General features: G+C 36.8%; 22 protein-coding genes and 4 pseudogenes. 4 read left to right on the top strand and 22 right to left on the bottom strand.

Annotated elements, in window-relative coordinates; genetic code table 11:
- The 7 genes from V8V91_RS14800 to V8V91_RS14770 form a co-directional block, all read right to left on the bottom strand.
- Positions 1 to 837 carry a hypothetical protein gene (locus V8V91_RS14800; protein ID WP_373395853.1) on the bottom strand — a complete coding sequence of 279 codons (837 nt, stop codon included), beginning with the start codon at positions 835 to 837 and terminating at the stop codon, positions 1 to 3.
- A 409-nt stretch (positions 838 to 1,246) separates the two neighbouring features.
- A complete protein-coding gene (locus V8V91_RS14795; protein WP_373395852.1) occupies positions 1,247 to 1,585 on the bottom strand; it encodes a hypothetical protein in 339 nt (112 codons plus the stop codon).
- A gap of 265 nt (positions 1,586 to 1,850) precedes the next feature.
- The gene (locus tag V8V91_RS14790) at positions 1,851 to 3,101 is read right to left on the bottom strand and encodes an amidohydrolase family protein (RefSeq protein WP_373395851.1); all 1,251 of its coding nucleotides are present in this window, start codon (positions 3,099 to 3,101) and stop codon (positions 1,851 to 1,853) included.
- Between the two features lie 468 nt (positions 3,102 to 3,569).
- Entirely contained in the window at positions 3,570 to 3,941 is a 372-nt protein-coding gene (locus V8V91_RS14785; protein ID WP_373395850.1) for a CPBP family intramembrane glutamic endopeptidase, read from the bottom strand.
- Between the two features lie 274 nt (positions 3,942 to 4,215).
- On the bottom strand, positions 4,216 to 5,073 hold the full coding sequence (locus V8V91_RS14780) for a prolyl oligopeptidase family serine peptidase (RefSeq protein WP_373395849.1): 858 nt from the start codon (positions 5,071 to 5,073) through the stop codon (positions 4,216 to 4,218).
- An 11-nt stretch (positions 5,074 to 5,084) separates the two neighbouring features.
- Positions 5,085 to 5,996 (bottom strand): hypothetical protein, encoded by a 912-nt coding sequence (locus V8V91_RS14775; RefSeq protein ID WP_373395848.1) that lies wholly within the window; start codon positions 5,994 to 5,996, stop codon positions 5,085 to 5,087.
- The gene (locus V8V91_RS14770) at positions 5,936 to 6,316 is read right to left on the bottom strand and encodes a hypothetical protein (RefSeq protein WP_373395847.1); all 381 of its coding nucleotides are present in this window, start codon (positions 6,314 to 6,316) and stop codon (positions 5,936 to 5,938) included. The genes V8V91_RS14775 and V8V91_RS14770 overlap by 61 nt, the downstream gene beginning before the upstream one ends.
- 709 nt (positions 6,317 to 7,025) lie before the next feature.
- Here V8V91_RS14770 and V8V91_RS14765 point away from each other — a divergent pair.
- A complete protein-coding gene (locus tag V8V91_RS14765; RefSeq protein WP_373395846.1) occupies positions 7,026 to 7,565 on the top strand; it encodes a hypothetical protein in 540 nt (179 codons plus the stop codon).
- Entirely contained in the window at positions 7,538 to 8,392 is an 855-nt protein-coding gene (locus V8V91_RS14760) for a hypothetical protein (RefSeq protein WP_373395845.1), read from the top strand. The genes V8V91_RS14765 and V8V91_RS14760 overlap by 28 nt, the downstream gene beginning before the upstream one ends.
- A 145-nt stretch (positions 8,393 to 8,537) precedes the next feature.
- Here the strand turns inward: V8V91_RS14760 and V8V91_RS14755 are convergent.
- The 12 genes and pseudogenes from V8V91_RS14755 to V8V91_RS14700 form a co-directional block, all read right to left on the bottom strand.
- Positions 8,538 to 9,515 (bottom strand): annotated as a pseudogene (locus V8V91_RS14755) (sodium:solute symporter); the annotation flags it as partial.
- Between the two features lie 392 nt (positions 9,516 to 9,907).
- Positions 9,908 to 11,098, bottom strand: a complete 1,191-nt coding sequence (locus V8V91_RS14750) for a serine hydrolase domain-containing protein (protein WP_373395843.1) — start codon at positions 11,096 to 11,098, stop codon at positions 9,908 to 9,910.
- Positions 11,099 to 11,500: 402 nt separating this feature from the next.
- Positions 11,501 to 12,334, bottom strand: coding sequence for a DUF1254 domain-containing protein (locus tag V8V91_RS14745; protein ID WP_373395840.1), 834 nt, complete (start codon positions 12,332 to 12,334; stop codon positions 11,501 to 11,503).
- Between the two features lie 71 nt (positions 12,335 to 12,405).
- Entirely contained in the window at positions 12,406 to 12,912 is a 507-nt protein-coding gene (locus V8V91_RS14740) for a DUF1254 domain-containing protein (RefSeq protein WP_373395839.1), read from the bottom strand.
- A complete protein-coding gene (locus V8V91_RS14735; protein ID WP_373395838.1) occupies positions 12,912 to 13,403 on the bottom strand; it encodes a DUF1214 domain-containing protein in 492 nt (163 codons plus the stop codon). Before V8V91_RS14735 ends, V8V91_RS14740 begins: the two co-directional genes overlap by 1 nt.
- A gap of 20 nt (positions 13,404 to 13,423) precedes the next feature.
- The gene (locus V8V91_RS14730; protein WP_373395836.1) at positions 13,424 to 13,603 is read right to left on the bottom strand and encodes a hypothetical protein; all 180 of its coding nucleotides are present in this window, start codon (positions 13,601 to 13,603) and stop codon (positions 13,424 to 13,426) included.
- Between the two features lie 32 nt (positions 13,604 to 13,635).
- Positions 13,636 to 14,105: pseudogene (locus V8V91_RS14725) on the bottom strand (DUF1254 domain-containing protein).
- A gap of 409 nt (positions 14,106 to 14,514) precedes the next feature.
- Positions 14,515 to 14,838, bottom strand: a complete 324-nt coding sequence (locus tag V8V91_RS14720; RefSeq protein ID WP_373400851.1) for a hypothetical protein — start codon at positions 14,836 to 14,838, stop codon at positions 14,515 to 14,517.
- A 98-nt stretch (positions 14,839 to 14,936) separates the two neighbouring features.
- A pseudogene (locus V8V91_RS14715) lies at positions 14,937 to 15,074 on the bottom strand (TetR/AcrR family transcriptional regulator); the annotation flags it as partial.
- A 312-nt stretch (positions 15,075 to 15,386) separates the two neighbouring features.
- Positions 15,387 to 16,079: a DUF6090 family protein gene (locus V8V91_RS14710; protein ID WP_373395835.1), complete on the bottom strand. Its 693-nt coding sequence runs from the start codon at positions 16,077 to 16,079 to the stop codon at positions 15,387 to 15,389.
- A 128-nt stretch (positions 16,080 to 16,207) separates the two neighbouring features.
- Positions 16,208 to 16,939, bottom strand: a complete 732-nt coding sequence (locus tag V8V91_RS14705) for a hypothetical protein (RefSeq protein ID WP_373395834.1) — start codon at positions 16,937 to 16,939, stop codon at positions 16,208 to 16,210.
- A gap of 1,183 nt (positions 16,940 to 18,122) precedes the next feature.
- Positions 18,123 to 18,347: a hypothetical protein gene (locus V8V91_RS14700; RefSeq protein WP_373395833.1), complete on the bottom strand. Its 225-nt coding sequence runs from the start codon at positions 18,345 to 18,347 to the stop codon at positions 18,123 to 18,125.
- On the opposite strand from V8V91_RS14700, the gene V8V91_RS14695 reads away from it, so the two are divergent.
- Positions 18,338 to 18,568, top strand: coding sequence for a hypothetical protein (locus V8V91_RS14695; protein WP_373395832.1), 231 nt, complete (start codon positions 18,338 to 18,340; stop codon positions 18,566 to 18,568). The genes V8V91_RS14700 and V8V91_RS14695 overlap by 10 nt on opposite strands.
- A 92-nt stretch (positions 18,569 to 18,660) precedes the next feature.
- Positions 18,661 to 18,924 carry a group II intron maturase-specific domain-containing protein gene (locus V8V91_RS14690; RefSeq protein ID WP_373395830.1) on the top strand — a complete coding sequence of 88 codons (264 nt, stop codon included), beginning with the start codon at positions 18,661 to 18,663 and terminating at the stop codon, positions 18,922 to 18,924.
- Positions 18,925 to 19,184: 260 nt separating this feature from the next.
- On the opposite strand, the gene V8V91_RS14685 is transcribed toward V8V91_RS14690, so the two are convergent.
- The 3 genes and pseudogenes from V8V91_RS14685 to V8V91_RS14675 form a co-directional block, all read right to left on the bottom strand.
- Positions 19,185 to 19,919: an ATP-binding protein gene (locus tag V8V91_RS14685; RefSeq protein WP_373395827.1), complete on the bottom strand. Its 735-nt coding sequence runs from the start codon at positions 19,917 to 19,919 to the stop codon at positions 19,185 to 19,187.
- Positions 19,916 to 20,518: a helix-turn-helix domain-containing protein gene (locus V8V91_RS14680; protein WP_373395825.1), complete on the bottom strand. Its 603-nt coding sequence runs from the start codon at positions 20,516 to 20,518 to the stop codon at positions 19,916 to 19,918. The genes V8V91_RS14685 and V8V91_RS14680 overlap by 4 nt, the downstream gene beginning before the upstream one ends.
- Positions 20,518 to 23,161 (bottom strand): annotated as a pseudogene (locus tag V8V91_RS14675) (TrlF family AAA-like ATPase). The gene V8V91_RS14680 and the pseudogene V8V91_RS14675 overlap by 1 nt, the downstream one beginning before the upstream one ends.

Raw genomic sequence — 23,161 nt, 5'->3', positions numbered from 1 at the left:
TTATTCTACTGTAAATGATGTGATTGCTCCATCCAATAAATGAAATGTTCCTTCAGCATTAGCCATACAATAAAGTACATAGTCCCCGGGTTCAAAATCAACATTTATCCTTGCCGTTAAATCAGGCCCTATCGCCGAGGTTGCAATAATTCCTCGAGCAGGCGGTGGCCCATTATAATTACTGTACCATTTGATAAGATCTTCAGCTTTTGCATCTTCATTTAATTTTGAAATGGCGACCAAATGATACTTTGAGCCTGAATTCACGATTTCAATAGATTGTTTACCTTGAGAAATAGACTTGTCCAATTCAAAATTTTCATCTGTCATTTCAATGGTCAGATCTTGAGCTTGTAATTTTTGAGACTGATCAATCTCCCCGTAGACTTTGAATGCTTTATGTTCGTGACCAGCAAAATGTGGTGCGGATTCATCACCCATCACACAAACCCAAGTATAATTCCCAGGTTCAAGAAGTAGATATATTTCACTTGTTCCAGGTTCAGCAATAACTCCGCCTCGGTGTGTCATCCATTGCGGTCTTGGACCACCGGTTTTCATGGAGTCTGCATAAGCTTGTATTAACTGATCAGTGTTATAACCTTTGTCCAACTTAATAAGGTGAGCAGAGTGCATTTCGGATGCTTCGTTAGATAATTTTAAGTGTACATATCCAGCAGCAACCGAATCGGGTGCTACATAAGTGTCTTCTGAAATTAAAACTGATAAGGACGGGATTTCCTTATTTATTTTTGTGTTTTCACTTTTATCTGATTTCCCAGAATCGCAAGAGGTCAAAAGAGTTAAAAGTGTAATTACTAAAACAGTTCCTCTCATAATTGTTTGGTTTAATTCAAAGCCAAAGGTCTGGTTTTGATTTCGTTGCTTGCAAAATCTGCAAGATTTTCGAATAAAAATCATAGGGTTTTAAATGTTGGGAATATTCATTTTAATTACAAATAAATCAATGGATTTTAGCCATTTCTTATGTCTTGATTAGAGAAATTAGGCCAAAAAGATGGTCATTCCAACGGGTCAAATGCGAAGTATTTATGTTCGCAAATAATTACAATCACTTCGAGAATAAAGTCACTTATACGAAGGAACTCCCGATTTATCGAGACTCCCGTATTTATTATTTTGTGAGACCTGTGGGGGCCTTGGCTTAAGCGAATTCCCTTATATGGTGATAGGCTGCGGGCTTATAACTAAGGATCGGCTACTTGATTGTACCTCGTATTTTTAATTATTCATTTAATTGAACTAAATTCCCTTCGGGAAAAGTCATATCTCTATGTCCGCCAAGAACAAGCCATTTATCGTTTTCCTTAACCATAAAGTCACTCCATCTTAATGTTCCTTTGAAAACACTTCCCTTTTTTCTACCATCTTCCTTATCCTCGCCATTGTATCTAAATGATTCCGTATGGGTATAATGAGCAATAGCTGAGTTCCCTCCATCTAAAATTTCAATAGCAGTAGGAGTAATCTTCATTTCTAAACACTCCTCCTCCTTTTTCATTACATCCCAAAAATCGGCAATATCTTGTTTAGTAATTAATTGATCTTTTTTGATGACCATCATTTCCAAATAGGATGGTAGTAATTCATGTAAGATTGTAAATCATTATCTTTCCAAGCATTAAATCGACTTTCGATGGCTCCCCAAATTTCTTGTTCAATTTGTTCTTGAATTACAGCGTTATTGGTTGTTTTCTCATTTTCACTGCACGAGAATAACAAGGAAATGGCAAGAATGAATAATATTGATTTTCGCACCATTTGGCTTTTATGTGGTACAACGGTCTGTCTATTAGCCGCATTAATGGCTTATAGAAAAACTTAACATTTTAATCCATACCGATTTGTCTACCATTAAGGATAACTGAATCAATTGTTTCCAAATTTCTTATGTTTATCAAAGGATTTTTGTTCAATAATACCATGTTTGCCATTTTTCCTTCTTCAATGGTTCCGTGAGAATTTGAAATTCCTATAGCCTCGGCTCCATTTTTGGAAGAGGACATTATTGCTTCTATTGGAGTAAGACCAACCTTTTCAACCAATGCATAAATTTCTCTTAATGTCGGATGGCCGGGTACGTCAGTGCCGGTAGTCATTTTTATACCTTTTTCATGTGCCATTTTTGCAATAGTGACCGCCAAAGGGACCTTCTCACTAGGGTAATTAATAATAGTGGGGTCTAAAATGATTTTTTCCTCCTTCATTTTATTCAACAAGTCTTCTATATCCAAATCATCATAGAGTTTTTGATAAGTCGAATCATTATTGTAATAAGTTTGTAACCAAGTATGGTAGTCAGTCGGAACATCTTTATTTGGTTTGAATGCCAGAAGATCAGCATGAACGAAAACATCGATATCTTTTCCAAGTAATTGCTCTGATGTCGTCGGGAACTGTGTTGCATGGCACCAAACCATCATTCCTAACTTTTTTGCTTCACTTGCTATTTCTCCAATGATTTCAGGTGAAAGATTTGCATAAATTTTAATAACTGAAGCACCAGTTCCTTTTGCCTTGGCTACAGCTATTTTAATTTCCGTTTCTTTGTTAACTGCTTGAAGAAAAGGTAGGTCTCCGTTTTTACCATCCGGAAAAGCAACCATTCTAAAATCCTTCTTCATCCATTCGATATCTGTAAATAGAGCTGAAAAATAGAGTTCGGGAACTTCTAAGCTGCCTCTTTTTTGTTGTTTGGATAAGTAGGCAAAATCTCTGGCATCTCCAGCTAAATCCAAAACTGAAGTCACACCTGTTTTAAGCATTTTTTGAAGCAATTCCGTTTCTCCCTCTAAAGTCCTTCCTGCCAAGAGGTGTACGTGACTATCGATAAGGCCAGGGATTAAAAATTTTCCTGCACCCTCTATTATCTTGATCGAATCAGAGGCAACTAAAAGGTCAAAATCACTGATTTTGAATATGGATTTATCTTTTATCCATACCGATTTTATTTGTGGATCATTTCCAGTACCATCAATTAGATTAACATCTTTGATAATATATTCATTGGCTTTATTCTGACTATAAAGACATGACCAAATTAATGTAAAGGATAACAATAAAATGTATTTCTTTTTCATGACAATTACAGTTAATACTAGATTTATCCAGTAAAAATTTTCCTTTAAAAAAATTAATAAAATTTTTATTGCATACACACCTTGAGTGTGCCAAGTATGGGCATCTGTTACCCAATATACCAAATTATTTAAGAGGGTGGAAGTCCATTATTGGCGAGTTGGTTAAGCCTGTTTGTAAGCTGTACCCAAAGCTATAGGCATGGTTTGCTGTGAGACCTGTATCTATTTGCCTAAGCGAACCTCGCTAACTTAACTGTTGGAGAGGCCCTCCTTATGATTTGCTTTATTAATTAGCCCAACTTATTTTTTGCTTGTTTCTATCACGAATAAATAGCCAAATACAAATAATCAAAGCTATACCAAAACTGTAATAAGAGCCATATCGGGTTGCTTGAATAAAACCTCCGATAAGTAGGTTGCCTACAAAGTGTGTTGTGATAGCAGTAACCAATCCATAATTGAGATATATTAAACCAAATAATAGACCGAAAATAAACATATCCAAGAGGTAAAAAAAGTGATATCAACTCCAAAAAACGAATTAGGAGCATGTATTAAGCAAAAAATAGCTGAAGAAATAACAAGGCCTAAATACTTCTTTTTCTTTTGATTGTAGAAATTTAAAAGAGTGCCTCTAAATGTGATTTCTTCAAAAATTCCTGCTCCTAATGATTTAATAAACTCCTCTGGCGTAAAGGCTAATATGATATACTCTAAAGCTCCAGATTTAACTGTAGCATATATACGATAAGGGAAATTTAATAATGCAGCGAACAAAATTCCTATTACTACGCTTTTAAATAGTGTTGAATTAATTCCAACTGACTTGGGTGATTCCAAATTGATTCTTGAAAAATAATATTTGTTAATAGAATAAGAAATAAATGCAAAGGCTACTATTTCAAAAATCCGATGATATGTTTATATTCATACTCTTCCAGCTTGAGCAATATGAACATAGCAAAACCGGTCAACATCATATAGAAAAATACTATGCCATAGATACTCAAGTATGGTGGAATATTAGAATTTTTTAAAGACATAGCGATTATTGATTTTATCTTCAGTATAATTTTTCAACCTTAAGCCTGATACAATTAGACAAAAAATTTAGTTACTTTAATTTCATCAATAAGTATGAAAATATCATCGCGCGAGATTTTGCTAATTGTTCATTTGTAGAGGAGCCTCTATGTCCTCCTTCAAAGTTTTCATAGTAATAAACAGGATAATCCATATCAATCATTTTGGCTGCCATTTTTCTCGCATGTCCTGGGTGCACACGATCATCACGGGTTGAAGCATAAAAATAGACCTCAGGATAATCCATGTCGCTCTTCAAATTATGATAAGGAGAGTATTTTTTTATATAATTCCATTCTTCTGGAATATCAGGATTTCCATATTCACCAATCCAACTGGCTCCTGCAAGTAATTTATTAAAACGTTGCATATCTAATATCGGACTTTGGCAAACTACCGCATTGTATAAATCAGGTCTTTGTGTGAAAGCAACACCCACTAATAACCCGCCATTACTGCTTCCCATGATACCTAAATGTGTTGGGGATGTTATCTTCTTCTTAATTAAATCCTCGGCTACCGAATGAAAGTCATCAAATACATTTTGTCGCTTTTCCTTTATTCCAGCCTGATGCCATTTTGGACCAAATTCTCCACCACCTCTAATATTAGCAAGGACAAAAACACCTCTGTTATCTAACCATAATGTTCCAATAGTTGCATCATAAAATGGTTCTCTAGACTCTCCAAACCCACCATAAGCTAAAAGTAAGGTTGGGTTATTTCCGTCTTTTTCCATTGTTTTTGATGACACCATAAAATAGGGTATGAGTGTTCCGTCTTTTGATGTTGACATGAACTGATCGACTTTATATTTGGTGCCATCGAAATATGATGTAAGCGATTTAAATGGTTTTATAGTGTTAGACTCTGCATTGGCAATGTACAAGGTGGTTGGTGTCAGAAAGTTTCTAAATGAAAAAAATATTCATCTGATAAGTCACTCACCCCTTGAACAGAAATTGTTCCGAAATCGGGTGCATTTACTTTTTCACTTATCCATTTATTATTCTCAAAAGTATAGATAAACAATTCACTACTCACGTTGTGAAGTAAGGTTATTAGGAGCTTATTTTTAGTGGTTGAAACTCCAGAAATACTTGATGATTCAGTAGGTTCAAGAATTAGTTGAATCTCTTTTTCCCCTTCTAGGAGTTTAGTGAAGTTTAAACTCAGTAATGAGCCATGTTTATAGGTTTTATCTCCTACACTCCAGTCTGACTTCAACAGGACAATTAACTGATTGTTTAGAAGGTTTTGGGGAGATGCATCACTTGGTATATCCAGTTTTATTTGTTTGTCGTCAACCGATATTAAATAAGAAATATCAGATGCCGAAGCAACCCTTACAACTGCTTTATACTTTGTTTCATCATTTCGAAATACAAATCCAGATGCAAGTATATCTTCTTTATTTCCTTCAAATAATAGTGTAGCGTCTTTTAAGGATGTCCCTCTTTTCCATTGTTTAACTTGTCTTGGATATCCGGCAGTGGTCATGGAGTTTTCGCCAAAATCAGAGGATATAATCAAAGTGTTCTTGTCTAGGTAACTTACACTGCCTTTAGATTCTGGAACATAAAAACCATTGTCTAAAAAATTCTTTGAATTCACATCGAATTCTCTTTTAACCGTGGCATCACCACCACCTTTAGAAAGGTTAACAATGAATCGACTATAATCTGGATATAAACCAGTTGCACCTTTAAAAACCCATGGTATACTATCCGACTTAGACATTTCATCTAAATCTAAAAGTATCTCCCAGGCTGGATTATCATTAATGTATTCTTTTTTGGACTTCGTCTCCAAATACCTCTTGCATGATCTTTGTCTTGCCAAAAGTTATAGACAAATTCACCATAAATCGATGGGTAAACTATTCTATCAGTGGAATTTAGTATTTCTAAACAGTTATTATATATATCCTGGTACCCATCAACACCAGTCAATTTGGCTTCAGTTATTTTGCTTTGTTTATTGACAAAGTCAATTGACTTTTTACTGTCTATTTCTTCCAACCACAAGTATGGGTCTTCTTGTGCATGAACTGAGAAGCTAAATAGAAAAATAGTTAGAAATTTTGAAAAGTTCTTTGTTCCAATGATTGGGAAAGTCTTGAATAGTTTCATTGTAAACAGTGTAAGTGCCAATGATTAGAGTAAAAAAATTGTATGATTCTTTTTAAGATAACAAAAATGGAAGAGCAAAGAAAATCCTCCTGGTTTTCTAAATAGGATAGAGGTATCAATTACTTTTAGTTCTAGTCGTCAATAGCATATATCCTTTGTATAAAAAGGTATTGTGGAAGCCAATTTCGAAATTTGCGTAGACTTCCTTGGGGATATTACATAGGTAGGAAATTATTTTTTCCACTTTAAGATAAATCCAGATGGTTTGGAGGGTGCATTGAAAAAATCAAGGTTTTTATAAGCGCAATCTATTTGAAACAGTATTGCCTAGCTTTGTTTTTTTTAGCGGGAAAATTTGGTGGAATTGCTTAGAAACACTACCGCTCGAATACCCTAAGAAACCGCTAATGCTGATATACATTGTTAGCTAATTAGTTTGTTTATAACTTCATATAATTCCAAATACCTACTCGAACCCAAAGCTTGTATCTATTTCAAATCCTGTGATTAATTTCATTCATAAAAAAGGAAGGCTTCTTGCCTGATTCAAATTATGGGATATCAAAGGATCGGGTGCTGTTTTCTTTGCTCTTTCGTGTAAAAAGTATATTCATTTCAAACAATGTAGGGTTAATACAGTATCTAGGTTGATATCTTCCCCTCGACTTCGATTGAAATGAAACGATCACCCCGAGATACCCCTAAAAAAATGAGAAAATTATTACTGTTATTGATTCTGATATTTTTTTCCTTGAATCCTTATGCAATTAGTCAAACATTAATTGGGAATAACAGCCAGCCCAATAAACTCAGAGTGTTTATCGATGGCTGTGATCGAAGGGATGGAGGCTGCGATATGGATTTTATCAGAACGGAAATTACAGCGGTTGACTTCTACCTGGATAATCAATCGGCTGATGTTTTTGTACTGATAAACGATAATAGATCAGGTGGGGGAGGAAGACAATATCAACTTCTATTCATAGGCCAACAAAACATCCATGCGGGAAGAACCGACACGCTCTATGTAAATAATAAACAGACAGATACCGACTTTGAGGTGCGAGAAAAACTTACCAGGTACATCAAATTGGGTTTAGCTCCCTATGTTGCAAAAACCACAGCTGGAGAGAACATCGAAATAAATATGAAGACAGGGGTGGCATTCAAGAAGATACCATTCAGGAAACCATTGACCCCTGGAATTATTGGGTTTTTAATGTGGGTGGTGATTCTAATATTGAAATAGAGGAATTGAGCAAGCAAATCAATTTTGGTGGAGAAATCGAGGTTAACCGTATTACGGATGAATGGAAAATAACTGTAAATGGCAGAATCGACGAACGACTGAGAAGAACGATTCAAAAAGTGCCAAGGGTAGATGAAAATGGCAATCCGGTTCTTGGAGAAGACGGTAATCAGATCATCGATGAAGTGGAGAATAGTTTTGATGTATCAGAATTTGGATTTAGTCACCAACTGGTGAAGTCTATTTTCCCCCAATGGTCTTATGGCTATGATATTGCAGGTCGTCAGAATACTCGTTTTAATTATAAGTTTCAGACCAGTTTTAGACCAGCTGTAGAGTATAATTTCTTTCCAGAATCCGTGCAGAATTCCAGATTTCTCCGGGTGAACTACGGGGTGGAAGTCAGGAATAATAAATATGTAGAAGAAACCATTTCCGGAGTCGTTAAAGAAACCAGGGTTCTCCATAGCTTGAGAGCCAGTTTGGGACTCAACCAGCGTTGGGGTAATCTGGAAGTAGGGTATCGTATTAGAAATTACCTTGATGATTTTAGCTCTTGGTCAACAGGATTAAATATTAGTGCTGAAGTCCGTGTCACTGGGAATTTTTCCTTCTTTATGAGAGTAGAAGGCAACTACGTAAAGGACCAGATTTACCTGGCATCGGGAGATTACACCGAACAGGATATTTTGAGTGGGAGGGTAACCCTACCTTCCGCATATAACATCGATTCCAGATTTGGATTTAATTACCGTTTTGGTTCTAATCTCAATAACTTCGTAAATCGAAGATTTTTTGGGAGAGCCAATTTTGTTGGGAATGATTAATGAATCAATCTAGGAGTTAAAGGATTAAAGGAAATTATGATAGGAGAAAAGGTATTTCGAATTCCTTTGGATCGTAGTGCTTTTACCTACTCCTTGTTAGTCAATTTTCTTAAAGCCTATCGTGCTAAATTCATCGCTTTCTTGGTCAGGAAAAATCACTTATTAAATAAGATAGAATACTAAGTGAAAAAGCCATTAACAACTCTGGCATGATGGAACTGAAAAACTGTTTCCAAATAATGTAGGAAATAAGTCCTACCAACATAGAAATAAGTGCCGATTGCCAATGCAACTTTTTCTTGAGGATTGAGAAAACAATTACGGGAATCATAACTGGAATGTAATATTCGGTTATGATCATAATTACTTCAAGAATTGAAGACAAATAACTAGCCAATATTATACAAATCACTCCCATCAAAAGGGTAAAAAGTTTTGCAATCTTAAGTTTTTGCTTTTCTGTCATCGGCTTCAATACGCCTATAATATCTTCGCTAAATAGAATGCTACCTGCATTTAGTACGGTGTCTTGAGACGACATGACTACACCTAACATAGCAATGATGAAAATGCCATAAAGGATGCCAGGAAAGTGTTCTGAAGCAATATGAAGTAATACTTGATCATTATTGTCAAGTTCAGGATACAAGTAATACCCTGTACTTCCAATAAAAACCATTAAGACTAGCCAAATGGCCAAAAATACACCTGCGGCAACAGTCGAATTTCGACCAACTTTATTGCTTTTTGAAGCAAGAAACCTCCCCAATCCACCTGAATCAAGGCCTGTTGAACTAAGAAGCCATAACAATCCGAAACTGAAGATTCCAATAATTGGATGCGAATCGAATGTGCTTGATGTCTTGGAAGAAGTTGTCTCTAAGTAATCTTTCCAAATAAACCGGTCCTCCGATAATATCAAAATAGCCAATATGGGTATCAGAATTATAAAATGAACAAATTGAATTGAATCAGTTTGAATGGTTGCCCTAATACCACCAAAATAAGAATAGCCTATTACAATTGTAGTTACTATAACTATAGACCATATCTTAGAAAAGCCAAAAACGTTATTCACTAATTCACCACCTGCATAACTCATGGCCACTGTGATAGATCCAAAAAAAGAAGAGAGAAAACTCCAGTAACGATCCGAACTAACTTATGATTGTGACTTTTGATACCTCCCACTAAATCTCCAATAGAATATATATCAGTGAATTTATTTCTAATTCTGGGAACCAAAAAGACACCGACAAATGCCAAACCCAACCCGCAAAACGGAAGTAGATAAGCCATAAACATTCCTGAGGAGAAACCTTCCCTTACCAACCCCATAGACCAACCTGGCCCTATAAAAGAAGCACAAAGCGAAGAAAAATAAGAAAAAAGCCAAGGCCTCTTCCAGCTACTGAATACTCTTCAAAATTTCCTTTTTTTCGGGTAAAAAGGATGAAGCTAGAATACAATATTCCGAAAATAAGAATTACCCATTGGCTTGAGTTCATAGGATCCTTATTGAGTGTTGGACTGAATCACAGCAGTTTTGGTCGCTTTCAAAATATTCTCTGTCTCTTCATCAAAAATATTCCAAGCATTGACTACTGCTATGGTTTTATATTCCGGAAAAACCAGAAGGTATTGATTGCCAAAACCATGACAAGCCCAAATTTCTATACCATCTTGATCGTCTCTCCACCATTGATACCCATATCCTTTTTCTTTGTCGAAATAGACCTGTTTTGTGACACTCTTTTTTACCCACTCAGAAGAAATTATCTGCTGTCCTTCCCATTTACCATCTCTAAGCATTAAAAAACCAATTTTCGCCAAATCTTGGGCTTCTAAATACAATCCACCCTCAGTATCGGTATATCCAGAAGGTGTTTTTTTCCAATGATAGTTTTCTATCCCCAGAGGTGTAAATAGATGTTTCTCTGCATATTCATCCATGTATAATCCTGTTGCTTTTTTGATGATCCCTGACATTAGGTGACTTGCCCCACTATTATAAACCCATTTAGTTCCTGGAATCGTGTCCATAGGTTGATTCAAGGTAAACTGAATCCAATCTTGACTTGCTTCAAGCTGTCCTGTAGTATTTGTTGAATCTATTGGCCTGTCTATTTCATGCCATTCCATCCCCAGTTGCATAGTCAGCAAATTTTCTAAGGTTGCTGATTTGAGGGATTCGTCGGCCATAGATAAGTCATAATCTTCAAAAAAATCAACTACTCTGACGTCTGTACTGCTAATTTTCCCTTCTTTAATTGCAACGCCAATCATGATAGAAGCAATTGATTTGGTAACAGATTGTAGGGTATGAATCCGTTGATTTTGATAATATGGATGCCAAGTGGGATGATAGTAATTATAGTCTCCAAAAATCGTCGAATCTTCACAGGTTGCAAATCCGCATCCAAGAACACCTGACTTTCCTTTACTTATTTTTTCATAGTCATTCGAAAAGGATTGGTCAAAAACCAATTTCCCGTTTTTAATTAAGAGCAGTTGATCAACATTCCCGTAAACTCCATTTTCTATCCCACTTAGTATATCATCAAAAGGAGCTTTATTCAAGCCTTCAGCCTCAAAAGTTGACTTTTCCCATGACTCTTTGGGAAACTGATTTTCTGTATTTTGATTATCACATGATAATAGAAAGCATAGAAGGATACTGGTAATAATTACATTCTTAAGATCCATGGTTTTATGATTGATAACGCTTGGTTAAATTCCAGTCCAGATAGCCTACTACGTTTATTTTCAGGGGATAAAGCATTTAATATAAGGATTTCGGGTATGACTTCCTTGGGGATAGTGGAGAGTTCCGGTTTTATTTTTCCCCTAAAGCAAAAAAATCCCCCAGATCGCTCTGAGGGAATTGTAAATTTTCAGAAATAGAAAAGAGTAGATGTATCTGATATCGGTGCATACGCTTAGGGGAGCCTTATCACCAAGAATTGGTGAAATATTGGGGGCTGATTTTTCGAAATAGGAGGAATCACTAGTTCTTGTTTTTCTTTATATGGAATTTAGTGTAAGTAAAACCAATGAGAGTAGATGAAAGCGGGATTAGAGCTCAACTACTTCCTGCTGATCTATAATTTAATTCACCTTGTATATTTTAGGTTTTTTCCAGCTTCCATCTAGCACTTCTTTTCTAGGTAAGTATAATCTCATAACTATTGAAAATGGTCCCTTTGGTGCAGGCAGCCAATTGGTTTCTTTTTCTTTTCCCGGTGATTCATTTTGAAAATAAAGGGTTAGCCCTCCATCTTCGTCAAAAACGAAATCATCCATCATTGGTGAATTGAGAAGATACCGATTAAGCGGGTTCTCTACCAGAAGGCTTGTAGGAAGCTCATACATGGTCAAGGACCAAAAGGCATCCACTGGAGGTAAATTTCCTGGCTCAAATCGCAGTTTGTACCTGTTTGCACCATTGAGAGGTTCATTTTCCGAGTCAACATAATAAGAAGGATAAACAGCTTCTTCAGCACTCACTCCCCATATTCCCAATACCGCTCCAGCCATTCTAAGGCTGTAATTATTGTCTAAATGATCGCGAGTACCAAATACATCTCCGGAACCTAATTCACCGGCTTCTGCTTTTGCCTTGATTGCTGCGAAGTCTTCCCAAGCATCTGCTATTCCGAGTTTAATTGCTTCTTGAATTTCAGGTGAAAAATCTCCCCAATTAAATTCTAGACCCGCTCCGATTTTCAGCTTTGCAAAGCGATTCATTAAATCCACTTCTGACGGATGAACAGGACAGAATTGCAGAAGGTAATTTAGTTGTTCAAATACCCTTGGAGATGTCCTAATTTCCTCTTGAGTCAATGGTTCAATAAATTGCACCTCAGGTGCTGTTTCTGGTGCAGGAATGCCTAAAAACGAGGATAGTGGTTCAATATGATATCCAGCCTGGATATGGTTCACATTTTCAAGATCATTGGAATTGAAAAGTTGAGTTCGAAATACAGCATAAACCCAGTCCGTTTCGGAACGGATTAATTTTTTACACCATCAGGAGTTTCACCATCCCATCCAGGTCCGGCAATAAGAAAGTTACCACCACCATTGCCTGTGGTTCGGGTTCCGATAAAGGCAAAGTTATGGGTGTACATATCAATTAATTGCACGCTGAAATAACGTCCTTCTTCAATTTCCGGAAGGGTAAGTACCATAGGTTCTGAACGCAAATCCAATGCAGCAAAGCTATAGGGAGTATCCGAATTTGGAGTCTGTATTGTACGGTCTTCAGGAGTATAAACCCTGGCCAGATTGATCACTTTATTCCAGGGCCCCTTGTAGTCCGGACTGTTTTTGTCTATGAAATAATTATAAAGTCCTCGATAGTGATCCACCAAGGGATTCGCATAAGTGTAAGCTTCTTTGGCGATGGCGCGCGCCTCCTCGGGGCTAAGTTCCTCTTGGGTGTTGCAAGAATTCAAGAAGAATAAGGCAGCTAAAAAAAGGCCTGATTTGATAAGGGGATAAATAGTTTGCTTTTTCATCACTCTCTAATTTTTTGTACTACTGGTGGTACATAAAGTGGATCAAGGGATTCAGGCTCCGGCCAGTAAAAGCGGGCCTGAAGAGAAAAGGGGCCGTCATGTGCTGGAAGCCAATTCGACTCTAATTCGGGTCCTGGATTCTCCTTTTGAATATAGATATCCAGAGAGCCGTCGGCATTATACTTTAGGCCTTTTGTATTACTCGCTATGATGTAGCGATTAATCTCATTTGCCACAAGCAATTGCTCCGGTAATTTGTACATAGTAAAGGACCAAAAAGCTTTTACAGGTGGAAGCCGATCTGCTTCAAAATGAATTGTGTAATTGTGCTTAGACCCGTCTAATTCTTCACCGTCTTCATCCACGTTTGCTTCAGGATAGTAAGCTTCTTCCAAGTTATTTCCCCAAAGTCCAAAATATGCTGCCGCTGCTCTTCTCAAATATTTACCCTGCATGGCTTCCCGGTTTCCAAATGCTCCCGAAATCAACATCCATCCATTTTGCCGCTCTCCTAGGTTGGAAACTTCTGCTTCAATTTTTTCATCGCATTGGCTATTCCCCTTTCAATCGCCTCTTTTAGCTCTGGATCAAGGTCAGCTTCATTAACTATTCTCCCGGGTTCGATACCAATTTTAGAAAATATGTCGAACAACTCTTTTTCAGAAGGATGAATGGAGGCTGTCGCCATCAATGCATTTAGATAGGAGATGAAATTTACATTCTTTATCTGATTCGGATCGAAAGGGGGATATTCGGGTTTTCAGGAATCTTTGCTACTTCACTCAAGCCGTTGAAAACATTGAGTGATTCTACTGAAAACCCTTCGAGAACCTTTTTGGTAGTTTCCAAATCATCTGGCCCAAAGACCTGCGTTCTGCCAAGGGCTAGGAGGTAATTGCCTTCAGATCGAAATACCTTATTAATGCCATCAGGAACCTCTCCGTCCCAATTAGGGCCTGCAAACAAGTAGCTGCCCCCTCAAAACCTGTGGCACGTGTTCCCACGTAACCGATGTTGTGAGTGTATAAATCAATAATCTGGAATGAATAATAGCGATTGTCTTCAATCTTGGGGACTTTTAAAACTTGGGGCTGCTCACTTAAATCAAACCAAACACCTGAATAGAAAGTGTCGTTGTTGGGTCTTACAATAATGGTATCCTTTGGTGTACTTAATTCTGGATTATGGTACATGACATTGAAAGGAGCTGTATATGCTCCTGACTGTGGATACATAGCCATTGCAAACATCATTTTATAATGCTCCAACATAGGATAGGCATAGATATAGGCCTCTTCTGCAATTTGTTGAGCCTCTGAAGGGGGGATATTTTGCTCTTTTTCAGTACAATGTGTTGAAACTAAAATGACTGAAGAAATAAAAATGACGGCTAGTAACTTTTTCATTCTGCTTTACTTCACTGGGTTAAAAACATTATAAATACATCATCGCATTCCGCTTTTTTGAGGTACTATACCTTTTGGATTGGTTATAATCCAAATCTGAGGACTACTATGCCAACTTTAATTACCGAATAGCAGATTGCTAAAAATTAAAAAAGCATATCCCAGATTCTAGACAATTCTGTACAGAATGAAGGATTTAAGTGATATTAAAAGTAGAATACAATTGGCTTTTTGCAAACCTCAATACAGATTTCATGATTTCTTCTCCATGTAATTGTAATGTGGGGGCTGATAGGTCATCTTTCGTAATTCTTGAATACCAAGCTTCTCCCACTGTTAACCAGAGGTCATAGAGATCTTTTCTATCCATTGAAAGAGCGAATTGCTTGGCAAAAAGATCTAATAAGAAGGATTTTGCCGACCCTTCATAGGTTTTGATAAACAGCAAATTGTATTCTGGTATGTTCCGGTTATGAAAGAGTTGCATATTGAATTGAAGAGGGATAGGATAGTCAGCCAAAAATTGATAAAAATCAGGAAAAAGACATTTACAGGATTTCCCCTTTCATTAAACTCGGTAACTATCTTCCAATGAACTATCAATAGCTCTTGAATAAATACATCCATATCTCCAAAGTGGTGATAAAAAGATGCTCGGGAAACACCCACTTCATTGCTTAATTTATTGACATTTAAAAGCTTAGGCCCAAAAAGTGCAAATTGTTTATAACCTGTTTCAATCCATTTATCTTTCATAAAAACTTAGCAAAAAAGCTGAAATAATAAATTGAACTTAAAAAAATCTAATTAAAAATCGGGACAAATTCATTGAAAAAAGCCCAGGAGGCAAGAATTTTCAGGTGGTTTTAGATTCCATTTATTTGAAATTTCACTAATCCAGTAAATACCACCAAAATAACTAACAATAATTAAGTTTTGTCAATAGTCATTTTGGTTGTAGTGGGAGAGTTCCGGTTTTATTTTTCCCCTAAAGCAAAAAAATCCCCCAGATCGCTCTGAGGGAATTGTAAATTTCTATAAATAGAAAAGAGTAGGGGCAGGCATTCGTTAGTTTTCTAATTCAGATATCATCATCTTATTTAGATTTTTGAGGAACATTAATAACTCATTCTCTTCTTCCAAACCTTCTTCTCTAACGGCTATCATGAATGTGTTCCACCAAATAAATTCTGGGTTTCGAAAAGTTTCTTTCGATTTAAAATTAAGGCTTTCAAAGTCAGTTACTTCTCTTTTTGAAGCGATTACTGGCCAATAAAAATTATTTCTCATATCTCCAATTTCTTCAGTTGATTCATTGGCGTCGACGATAGATTCTTGTATGGAAGATAACATGTACCTGATTTCTTTATTTTGAATTAAGTCCATTTTCCCCGAATTTATTGATGAATTTAAAATCCCTAATTTGGGGTCATAAGTCCAATTATAATTCATGGTATTTAGGACAGAAACCAAATATTCCTCTGATTTTTTTTCAAGTTTTACTGGGTCTTGTATTAAATTTCTAATTTCTATTGCAGCATCAAGAGACTTTTGGTGTTCCTCTATAATGTATTCCAAAGATGAGATATTGCGTTCAAGTTCGCTGTTCAAATCTTGTAAAATGATTTGTTCGGAGTTTGCATTAATTCTTTGTGTATTCCAATTACTAACCTGCAGCGCAATCAAAATTCCAATAACAACAAGTATTATTTCACCAATTGCATACATCAAATATTTACTAAACTTGTTTTCAGTCAGCATTTTTTGTCGAATCTTTCTAAAGAATTTTATCATTGTTTTTTGGATTTCCTTTTGAGGCGCAATTGAAGTAAAAACTCAAGTCCGACTTGTTTTTTGTTCCTTCCCGCATTAGCAAGGAGGTAACGGCATTAGGCAATAATAAATGCTTCTAAGAAAGTTTGGATACTTTTTGATCGCCCGATAGGTTCAAGAAAACAGTTGAACAAGTTCACGCCAATAGCTAAGTAGGTGGCTGGATGCCTCATTTTCCCATACTTAAGAGCAGCGCCAATTATCATTAGAAGAATCAGTCCTTGTCCAAAATAGAAAGGAATCAGAATATCGACATTAGGCCAATTCTCTATGTTTATCCCCACATAAATGCTTTGAAGTCCCCTAGCTACAGCTGGTTCTATTATGATAAATACTGTTGAAATCAACCACCATGCATGATTCTCTAAATTCTTTCGATGAATAATACTCATGATTACAGCATACCCAAATGATAGGATCTTTACAATTTCTAAAACTGCGACACCATAAAAAAACCAGGGTTCGAAAGGGCCAAATGCTTCACGCCTCTCCATGGACATAATAGTGCGTTCCATATCCCTCCCCATCATGCTCAATGCAGTCAAGCAAACACCACCTGCTAGAAACATTCCAATGATACCATTGGTGCGATGCTTTTCCAATTGCCCGTGTGTAGCATAGTATGGCTGTATGATCAAATAGAAATACCAAATAGTACCTGTCCAATAATGAATATGCACAGACCATGCATTCTCTAAAAAGTCGCCCCAATAATCCTTAAATATGCCAAGTTGCATAACTGCAAAGGGGATCAGCATCCACTTATGCAATGATTTGTATTGATTCATATGGGTTAAATTTTTTGGTTAATATGTTCCATAATACCTTAATAAACCCAAGCTCGACTACTCAATTTCGAAGCTATCCGCCTTGTTCACAGGGGTCTAGCACGTAAAATAAGGATTTCGGGTATGACTTCCTTAGGTAATTTGGATGGTTCCGTATTTATTTTTCCCCTAAAGCAAAAAAATCCCCCAGATCGCTCTGAGGGAATTGTAAATTTCTTAAAAGAAAGGCGTAGATGCACCTAATAGGTATAGTAAGTTGCATTCTTAAATACTCACAACGGTTAGTATATGAAAAGTAGGCGATTGCTAAGCACTAATCATTCGGTTAAGCACAAAGTTTGATGCAATCCAAAATCTGCGAATTTATCACGGTTTGGCCTATTTTTTATATACATGTGTGCCCAGCATGGGCATCAGATATCGAAGATATCAAATTATTCCAGAGGTGAAAGTCCCTTATGTGCGGGGGTAACGCCCCGAAGCATTAGCAAGTCGCAAGGTGGTTTGTCGTGAGACATTCACTGAAGGAAGCGAGACCTGAAGCAGCGGTTCCAACGAACAGGAACTGGATACGGAGGCTATTTAAAGTCGGATGAGGTAGCACATCATACTGACGTCCAAAAGGTTGGTTAACCAACATGTGCTTAGATGGTAGATCCAGTGGATATTGAGGGAAGGAATATGCTCTTACCTGGGGAGATCTCTGGCTGTCATTAGACATCTAAGAAGTCGGCAAAGTCATAGTAGCTATAGAACGAAGGCCATAATAAGAACTATGGAGGTCTCACAAAAGTAGTGAAGGACTGAACATTGGATTGTCCAAATTCGATAGGGAGTACTGTTTTGGTATAGCCTTATCTTAAGCGGACAGGGTTATCAAGTAAATGATGATAGAAAAAGTACTCAACCGTAAGTTCTTTATAAAGCCTACCGACAGGTGGTGCAGAACAAGGGTTCGGCAGGTGTGGACGGCATGAATGTGACTGAACTACTTTCCTACTTCTGGAAGGCAACAGGGGCGGGATTGCCACATCCATTCTGAACCATGCGTATGTGTACCGAAGCTATCAAAGGGGTAGAAATCCCCAAGAGTAACGGAAAGACAGATTATTAGGTGTTCCCACAGTGGTAGACGGGTGGCTTCAACAAGCAGTAAGCCAAGTGCTGATGACCAAATACGAACTCACGTTCGAGGAACACAGCTATGGGTTCCGCCCTGAAAAGACATCCATAAGGCGGTAAGACAAGCCTGATAAACATCAATGATGGCTATCAGGACATCGTGGATATTGATCTGAAGGGGTTCTTTGATGAGGTTGACCACTCGACGCTTCCACTCAATTGATCTACCAACGGGTAAAATGTCCGACAACTCTCCGTCTCTCAGAAAGTGGCTACGTGCACCCATCCAGATCAACGGAAAACTGCACAGGCGTAGGAAAGGTGTACCGCAGGATCTCCTATCCAGCCGCTTTTGTCCAACATCCTTCTGGATTTATTGGACAAGGAACTGGGAAAGAAGAAACCTTAAGTATGTCAGATATACTGATGACTTCAGCATCTACACCAAATCAAAGAGAGGCTAGAAAAGTGGGTAACGAGATTTATCTTTCTAAAAGGCAAGCTTAAACTACCCATTAACAAAGAGAAAAGTGGCATCCGCAGACCACTCCTAACTTCGAAATGTTGGGACATGCATTTGTTCCGACATACCAGAAAGGGTGAAAGGAAAATACCAGTTGGTAGCGAAAAGAATAGTTAGGGGTATCCTCAAACGAAAGCTCAAGCAGCTCACCAAGAAAACAAAACCATACGGCTTGGAGGAACGGTTGAAAAAGCTGGCTGAAGTCTGGCGCGGATGGGTGAACAATTATCGTCTCGCCAGTATCACAGCCAAACTGAAATCACTTGATGAGTGGTTAAACCGTCTCCGATATTGCATCTGGCATGATTGGAAGAAGCCTGAGCGGAAACGTAAAACCTAATCAGATTAGGAGTAGATCAAGATCATGCTTACTCGTGGAGCAGGACCAGAAAAGGAGGATGGGCAGTAGCCCGGAGTCCGATATTGATTACAACAATCACTCTGCCACGCTTAAGAAGAAAAGGCTACGAATCTATGCTTTCCTATTACCTCAAAACGCAACCTACAACCCAGTGAACCGCCGTATACGAGACCCGTACGTACGGTGGTGTGAAGGCGCACCTTGCTAAACTTAATGGTTGGCCGAGGCCGTCTACTCGATTAATCGCTTCGGTGTTCTTTATCGACCCGCTTGTTTGTCGGTCGTTTTGGTTGTGCGGTTGGACAGACACACTCTTTGCCAAGCTTCGATTTGAGCAATGGCTGGTGGGGCTTGGCAATGTGTGTGGCTGTTGAGCATAAACTTAGATGATATTGATATTCTCTATTTTTTTCTGGTCTTGGAATAATGACTTTGAATTGTTCGCCTTCAATATCATTAATTAATTCAATATTTGGCTGTTCGGCTAAAGCCCTTTTAACTCCCGAACCTAATCCACTAAATGGCAATGTATGAGTACTAAAGGAAACCAGTTGGTTATTTCTTATTACAGGATTCCCGAATTTAATATCTTCTACGGTTAAACTGTTCGGAAGCTTTCCCGGACTGATTATCTCAATACGATTATCAAAAATGAGTAGCCTTATAGGTGAATTTTTGAAATAATCTCTGTGAACTAAAGCGTTCTGCAAAAGTTCTTCAAGTGCAATACTCGAAACTTCAAGTTTCCCTTGTGCATTGAAACTTTCACTTGCCTGAATAAAATCTAAGTTGTTGTTTAGAAAATCAATTCCCTTTTCAAAGAGTTCAGGAATTGTTCCTGTCAAATCTTTAGGCTTACTTCTGTATTGATTTCCTTCTATATCATTCCCGAAATAGGAAACGGCTTTTATTGTAAATGCAGGTTTAACAGCTTGCGGGTCTATACCAAAAAATAATAATCCTGCCAGTGTCAACTGATTATTACGTAAAACTCTTTTGCCCTAAGTGCTTGCTCGAAGGTAAGACCTTTCTCTTCATAAGACTTTTCAAACTCTTTTTTGAAATAATCAGAAAATCTCTTTTGATCTATATCCTCAATAGAGGTTCCGTGCACTTCCATTTCATCTGCAAGTAAATTTCCACTGTGTTGAAACAACCGCATGATTTCAGCATTGTCAGTTAATAGTCGTTTGTTCGACCCTTGTTTCACATATATTTCACCTTTTGCAGTTTTATATGGTTTATTTATGCCTTCTTGTATATGAACAATAAGCACATTTTTAGAAGATTCTTCCTGTTCAATCTTTACAACTTCAGTAGCTAAATAAACAGGTGGTTTAAGGTTGTCTGCTACTTGTGAAACCACCCTATCGTATTCTTCAATTTGTTCTGATGTTAAGCCAGTAATTTCTCCTGTTACATCTTTGACTCCAATTAGAATTACACCGCCTAAAGAATTAGATATTGCAACAATTTCCTGTGAAACGCTATCACGATGGGGCAGTTCTTCCTTGAACTGAACCTTACTTGTTTCTCCTGTGCTGATTATATCCAGTAGTTCTATTGCGTTCATTATGATTTCAATTTTTCAATGTTCCAAATGCTGTAAATATTTTTCCTTCTGTTAAACGCTTCATCTCCACCTTCCATTATATCTACAATAAACCGTTGTGTTTGGTGATTATCAATAGTGCCTGAATGTACTGTAATTTTCTTCTCGTCATAGCTGCATGAAATGACTTTTTCACTGTCACCAAGTACTGGAATATTGGCATTATGCGTAGCAAAGATGAATTGCATATTGCCTTTTATTTTCTTTAGTTCCTTTATGACCTCATCATAGATAGTTTGATTATCCAAATCATCTTCGGGTTGGTCTATTATCAATACGTCATTTTCTTTTTGAGCCAACAAGAAAAGAATCAATGCCGATGCTCTTTGCCCTAATGAGTGTTTGTCTAATGATTTCCCATTGTATTGAATGACTATTTTATTTTCTATTTTAAATGTTAGCAAGTCATCCAGATTTTCAAAAAATCTTCTCTTAAAATCAACAACATGATTTTCATTCAATATGTCATCCAATTTACTGCTGTTCCTGTAAATCTGGATGAAGTCTTTGTAGGCTGCTTCAATCTCCTGATAAGCTGTTTCCCGAATACCTGACCCTCTGAAAACCTGTTTCATCTTATCAGTTAGTTTATCTCTCCTGCCTTTGAAATCAACTTCAATTGAAATTTTACTTTCAGCTTCATTAATTCTTTTAACCTCCTTATTTAAAACATTATATTCTTCTAGCCAAAGATTGTCCAATTCAGTAAGTCGTTCCAATAAATTGGTCTGCAAATCGCTTCTTCTTTTTCAGATTTTTCGATTTCCTTTAATTTCAATATGGCTGTTTCGATTTGCCTGTTCAGGTTAAGAAAATTATCGGGGTTAATGGTTTCTGTATTTATTTCCCGTTTAATCTTGGCAAACTCTTCTTTTAAGCCTTCTTTCTTAGTATTAATTTTTGATATTACATCTTTCAATTTTTGTTGACTCAGGACAGAATTCTTTTGAATCGCTTTAAGTTTTTCAAACTCAATTTTTAATTCCTGAATAATTGTCTTTGCTTCTTCAAATAGTTCTTTATTGACTTCCGAACCACTAATTTCTTGTTGAAAGAAATAATCATGATTAGAAACTAATGATGCTAATTCACTTAAATAACTTCTGACTGTTGATTCTATTTGTATAAGCTTTGATATATCAGAATCAAAAAGTGTTTGTTGTTTTAATTTGTCTTCAACTCCTTTTTCCTTAAAAAAATTAAGCTGATGTTTTGAGTTTTTTATTTGGGCCTCTGTATCTCTTTTTAATTCTTTTAAATTTTGAAGCTTTTTTAATTCCGATATAATATTTTCAACTTCTCTTTTCTTTTGCTCGATTTTGGCTTGAACTGTTTTCAATCGTGTTCCAATTAATCGTTGAATCAAATCTCCTTCAAAATCCTTTCCTTTGTTTGAAAGGTCTTTTTGCCCAAAATAAATAGGGGAGTGAAATCCTGTAGCGTCTATAGTAATTCCTGGCTGTAGCAAGTTGTTTTTGTAAATATCCTCCTTTTGACCATATAGTTTTTCTATTCTGTATTCTTCATTTTGTTTGTTGACTATGGTAACTATAGCTTTTCCTCCACTACCCATTGAGCGTGTTACTAAAGAATTCTTATATTCTGGGTCAGCAGCGTTAAATGGTAGAGAAATCCCAAGAACATAGCGTAAAACTTCTAATAATGATGATTTTCCGCTTCCCCTAATTCCAATAAGGTTGTTTAGTTCAGGAGAAAAATCAATTTTAGTTCCTTCCAATAATCCTCCTTCAAAAGAAATTGATTTAATGTAGGAGTTTTTAATTTCAGGCTTGGTATTCAGCGAAATTCTATAATTAAAGTCAGTAAGGGCATATTTCAATGCTTCGAAATTGAATTCTCCAATTTTGATAAACGTCCTTTTTTCCTCATTTTTTTGTTGGTGTGGCCTTCCTATATCTTCCAATGATTTACAGTCTGAACCTTCAATAAATGCAGGTAATTTATCGTTAAACCAGTTTTTCCATGTAGCAACTTTATCATAAGTTCTTACTTTCTGGAAACCTAAGACAAAATGTCTGAACAGGTCATTTGATATAAGCTGTTGAATTCGTCCTCCGTCTAATTCGTTAAAAAACCACTGTTCTGCTCTACATGCGCAAGAATGATAAATGAATCTCTACCATTGTTTTCATGGTCGCTTAATTTCTGTAATACGGTTTCAAAGTTATATCTGCACCTTGTATTTTCATTTTCTCTATTTGCTATACCTTCAAATGCAGCAGTAAGAAATTGATTAATGAAATCTTCACCATTGACACACCATTTTTCAAAATCGAAAACAAGTAAGCAATGAATCCCATTTGCTCCATCATTTACTGAAAGTTCAACTCCAGCAAATAATCCAATACCTACTTTTAAGGCCTTTTTACTAAGGGCTACAAACTCGGATTTGTCAAACTTATTATGATTGGTAATAACTCCAAGATTAATGTTCTGCTCTTTAAGTTTCTCTACATAAAGACGGCAAAAATCATTTTCAGTACCAGTGTACGAAAATTCTTTGTCTGCTTTAGTGTGCAAATGGAAATCGCCCCGAAGCCAGGTCGCTCCATTTTCAAAAATATTTTTGGTTTCGTTTTCCAT

This window comes from Algoriphagus halophilus, assembly GCF_041729275.1.
Classification (GTDB): domain Bacteria; phylum Bacteroidota; class Bacteroidia; order Cytophagales; family Cyclobacteriaceae; genus Algoriphagus; species Algoriphagus halophilus_A.
This window is presented reverse-complemented; position numbering and strand designations above follow the sequence as displayed.

What these genes read in the sequence shown, in the direction of transcription:
- V8V91_RS14800 (WP_373395853.1), bottom strand. Translation starts at nt 837, where the DNA reads ATGAGAGGAACTGTTTTAGTAATTACACTTTTAACTCTTTTGACCTCT.
- V8V91_RS14795 (WP_373395852.1), bottom strand. Translation starts at nt 1,585, where the DNA reads ATGATGGTCATCAAAAAAGATCAATTAATTACTAAACAAGATATTGCC.
- V8V91_RS14790 (WP_373395851.1), bottom strand. Translation starts at nt 3,101, where the DNA reads ATGAAAAAGAAATACATTTTATTGTTATCCTTTACATTAATTTGGTCA.
- V8V91_RS14770 (WP_373395847.1), bottom strand. Translation starts at nt 6,316, where the DNA reads ATGAAACTATTCAAGACTTTCCCAATCATTGGAACAAAGAACTTTTCA.
- V8V91_RS14765 (WP_373395846.1), top strand. Translation starts at nt 7,026, where the DNA reads ATGAGAAAATTATTACTGTTATTGATTCTGATATTTTTTTCCTTGAAT.
- V8V91_RS14750 (WP_373395843.1), bottom strand. Translation starts at nt 11,098, where the DNA reads ATGGATCTTAAGAATGTAATTATTACCAGTATCCTTCTATGCTTTCTA.
- V8V91_RS14740 (WP_373395839.1), bottom strand. Translation starts at nt 12,912, where the DNA reads ATGAAAAAGCAAACTATTTATCCCCTTATCAAATCAGGCCTTTTTTTA.
- V8V91_RS14735 (WP_373395838.1), bottom strand. Translation starts at nt 13,403, where the DNA reads ATGTTGATTTCGGGAGCATTTGGAAACCGGGAAGCCATGCAGGGTAAA.
- V8V91_RS14710 (WP_373395835.1), bottom strand. Translation starts at nt 16,079, where the DNA reads ATGCTGACTGAAAACAAGTTTAGTAAATATTTGATGTATGCAATTGGT.
- V8V91_RS14705 (WP_373395834.1), bottom strand. Translation starts at nt 16,939, where the DNA reads ATGAATCAATACAAATCATTGCATAAGTGGATGCTGATCCCCTTTGCA.
- V8V91_RS14700 (WP_373395833.1), bottom strand. Translation starts at nt 18,347, where the DNA reads ATGGGTGCACGTAGCCACTTTCTGAGAGACGGAGAGTTGTCGGACATT.
- V8V91_RS14680 (WP_373395825.1), bottom strand. Translation starts at nt 20,518, where the DNA reads ATGAACGCAATAGAACTACTGGATATAATCAGCACAGGAGAAACAAGT.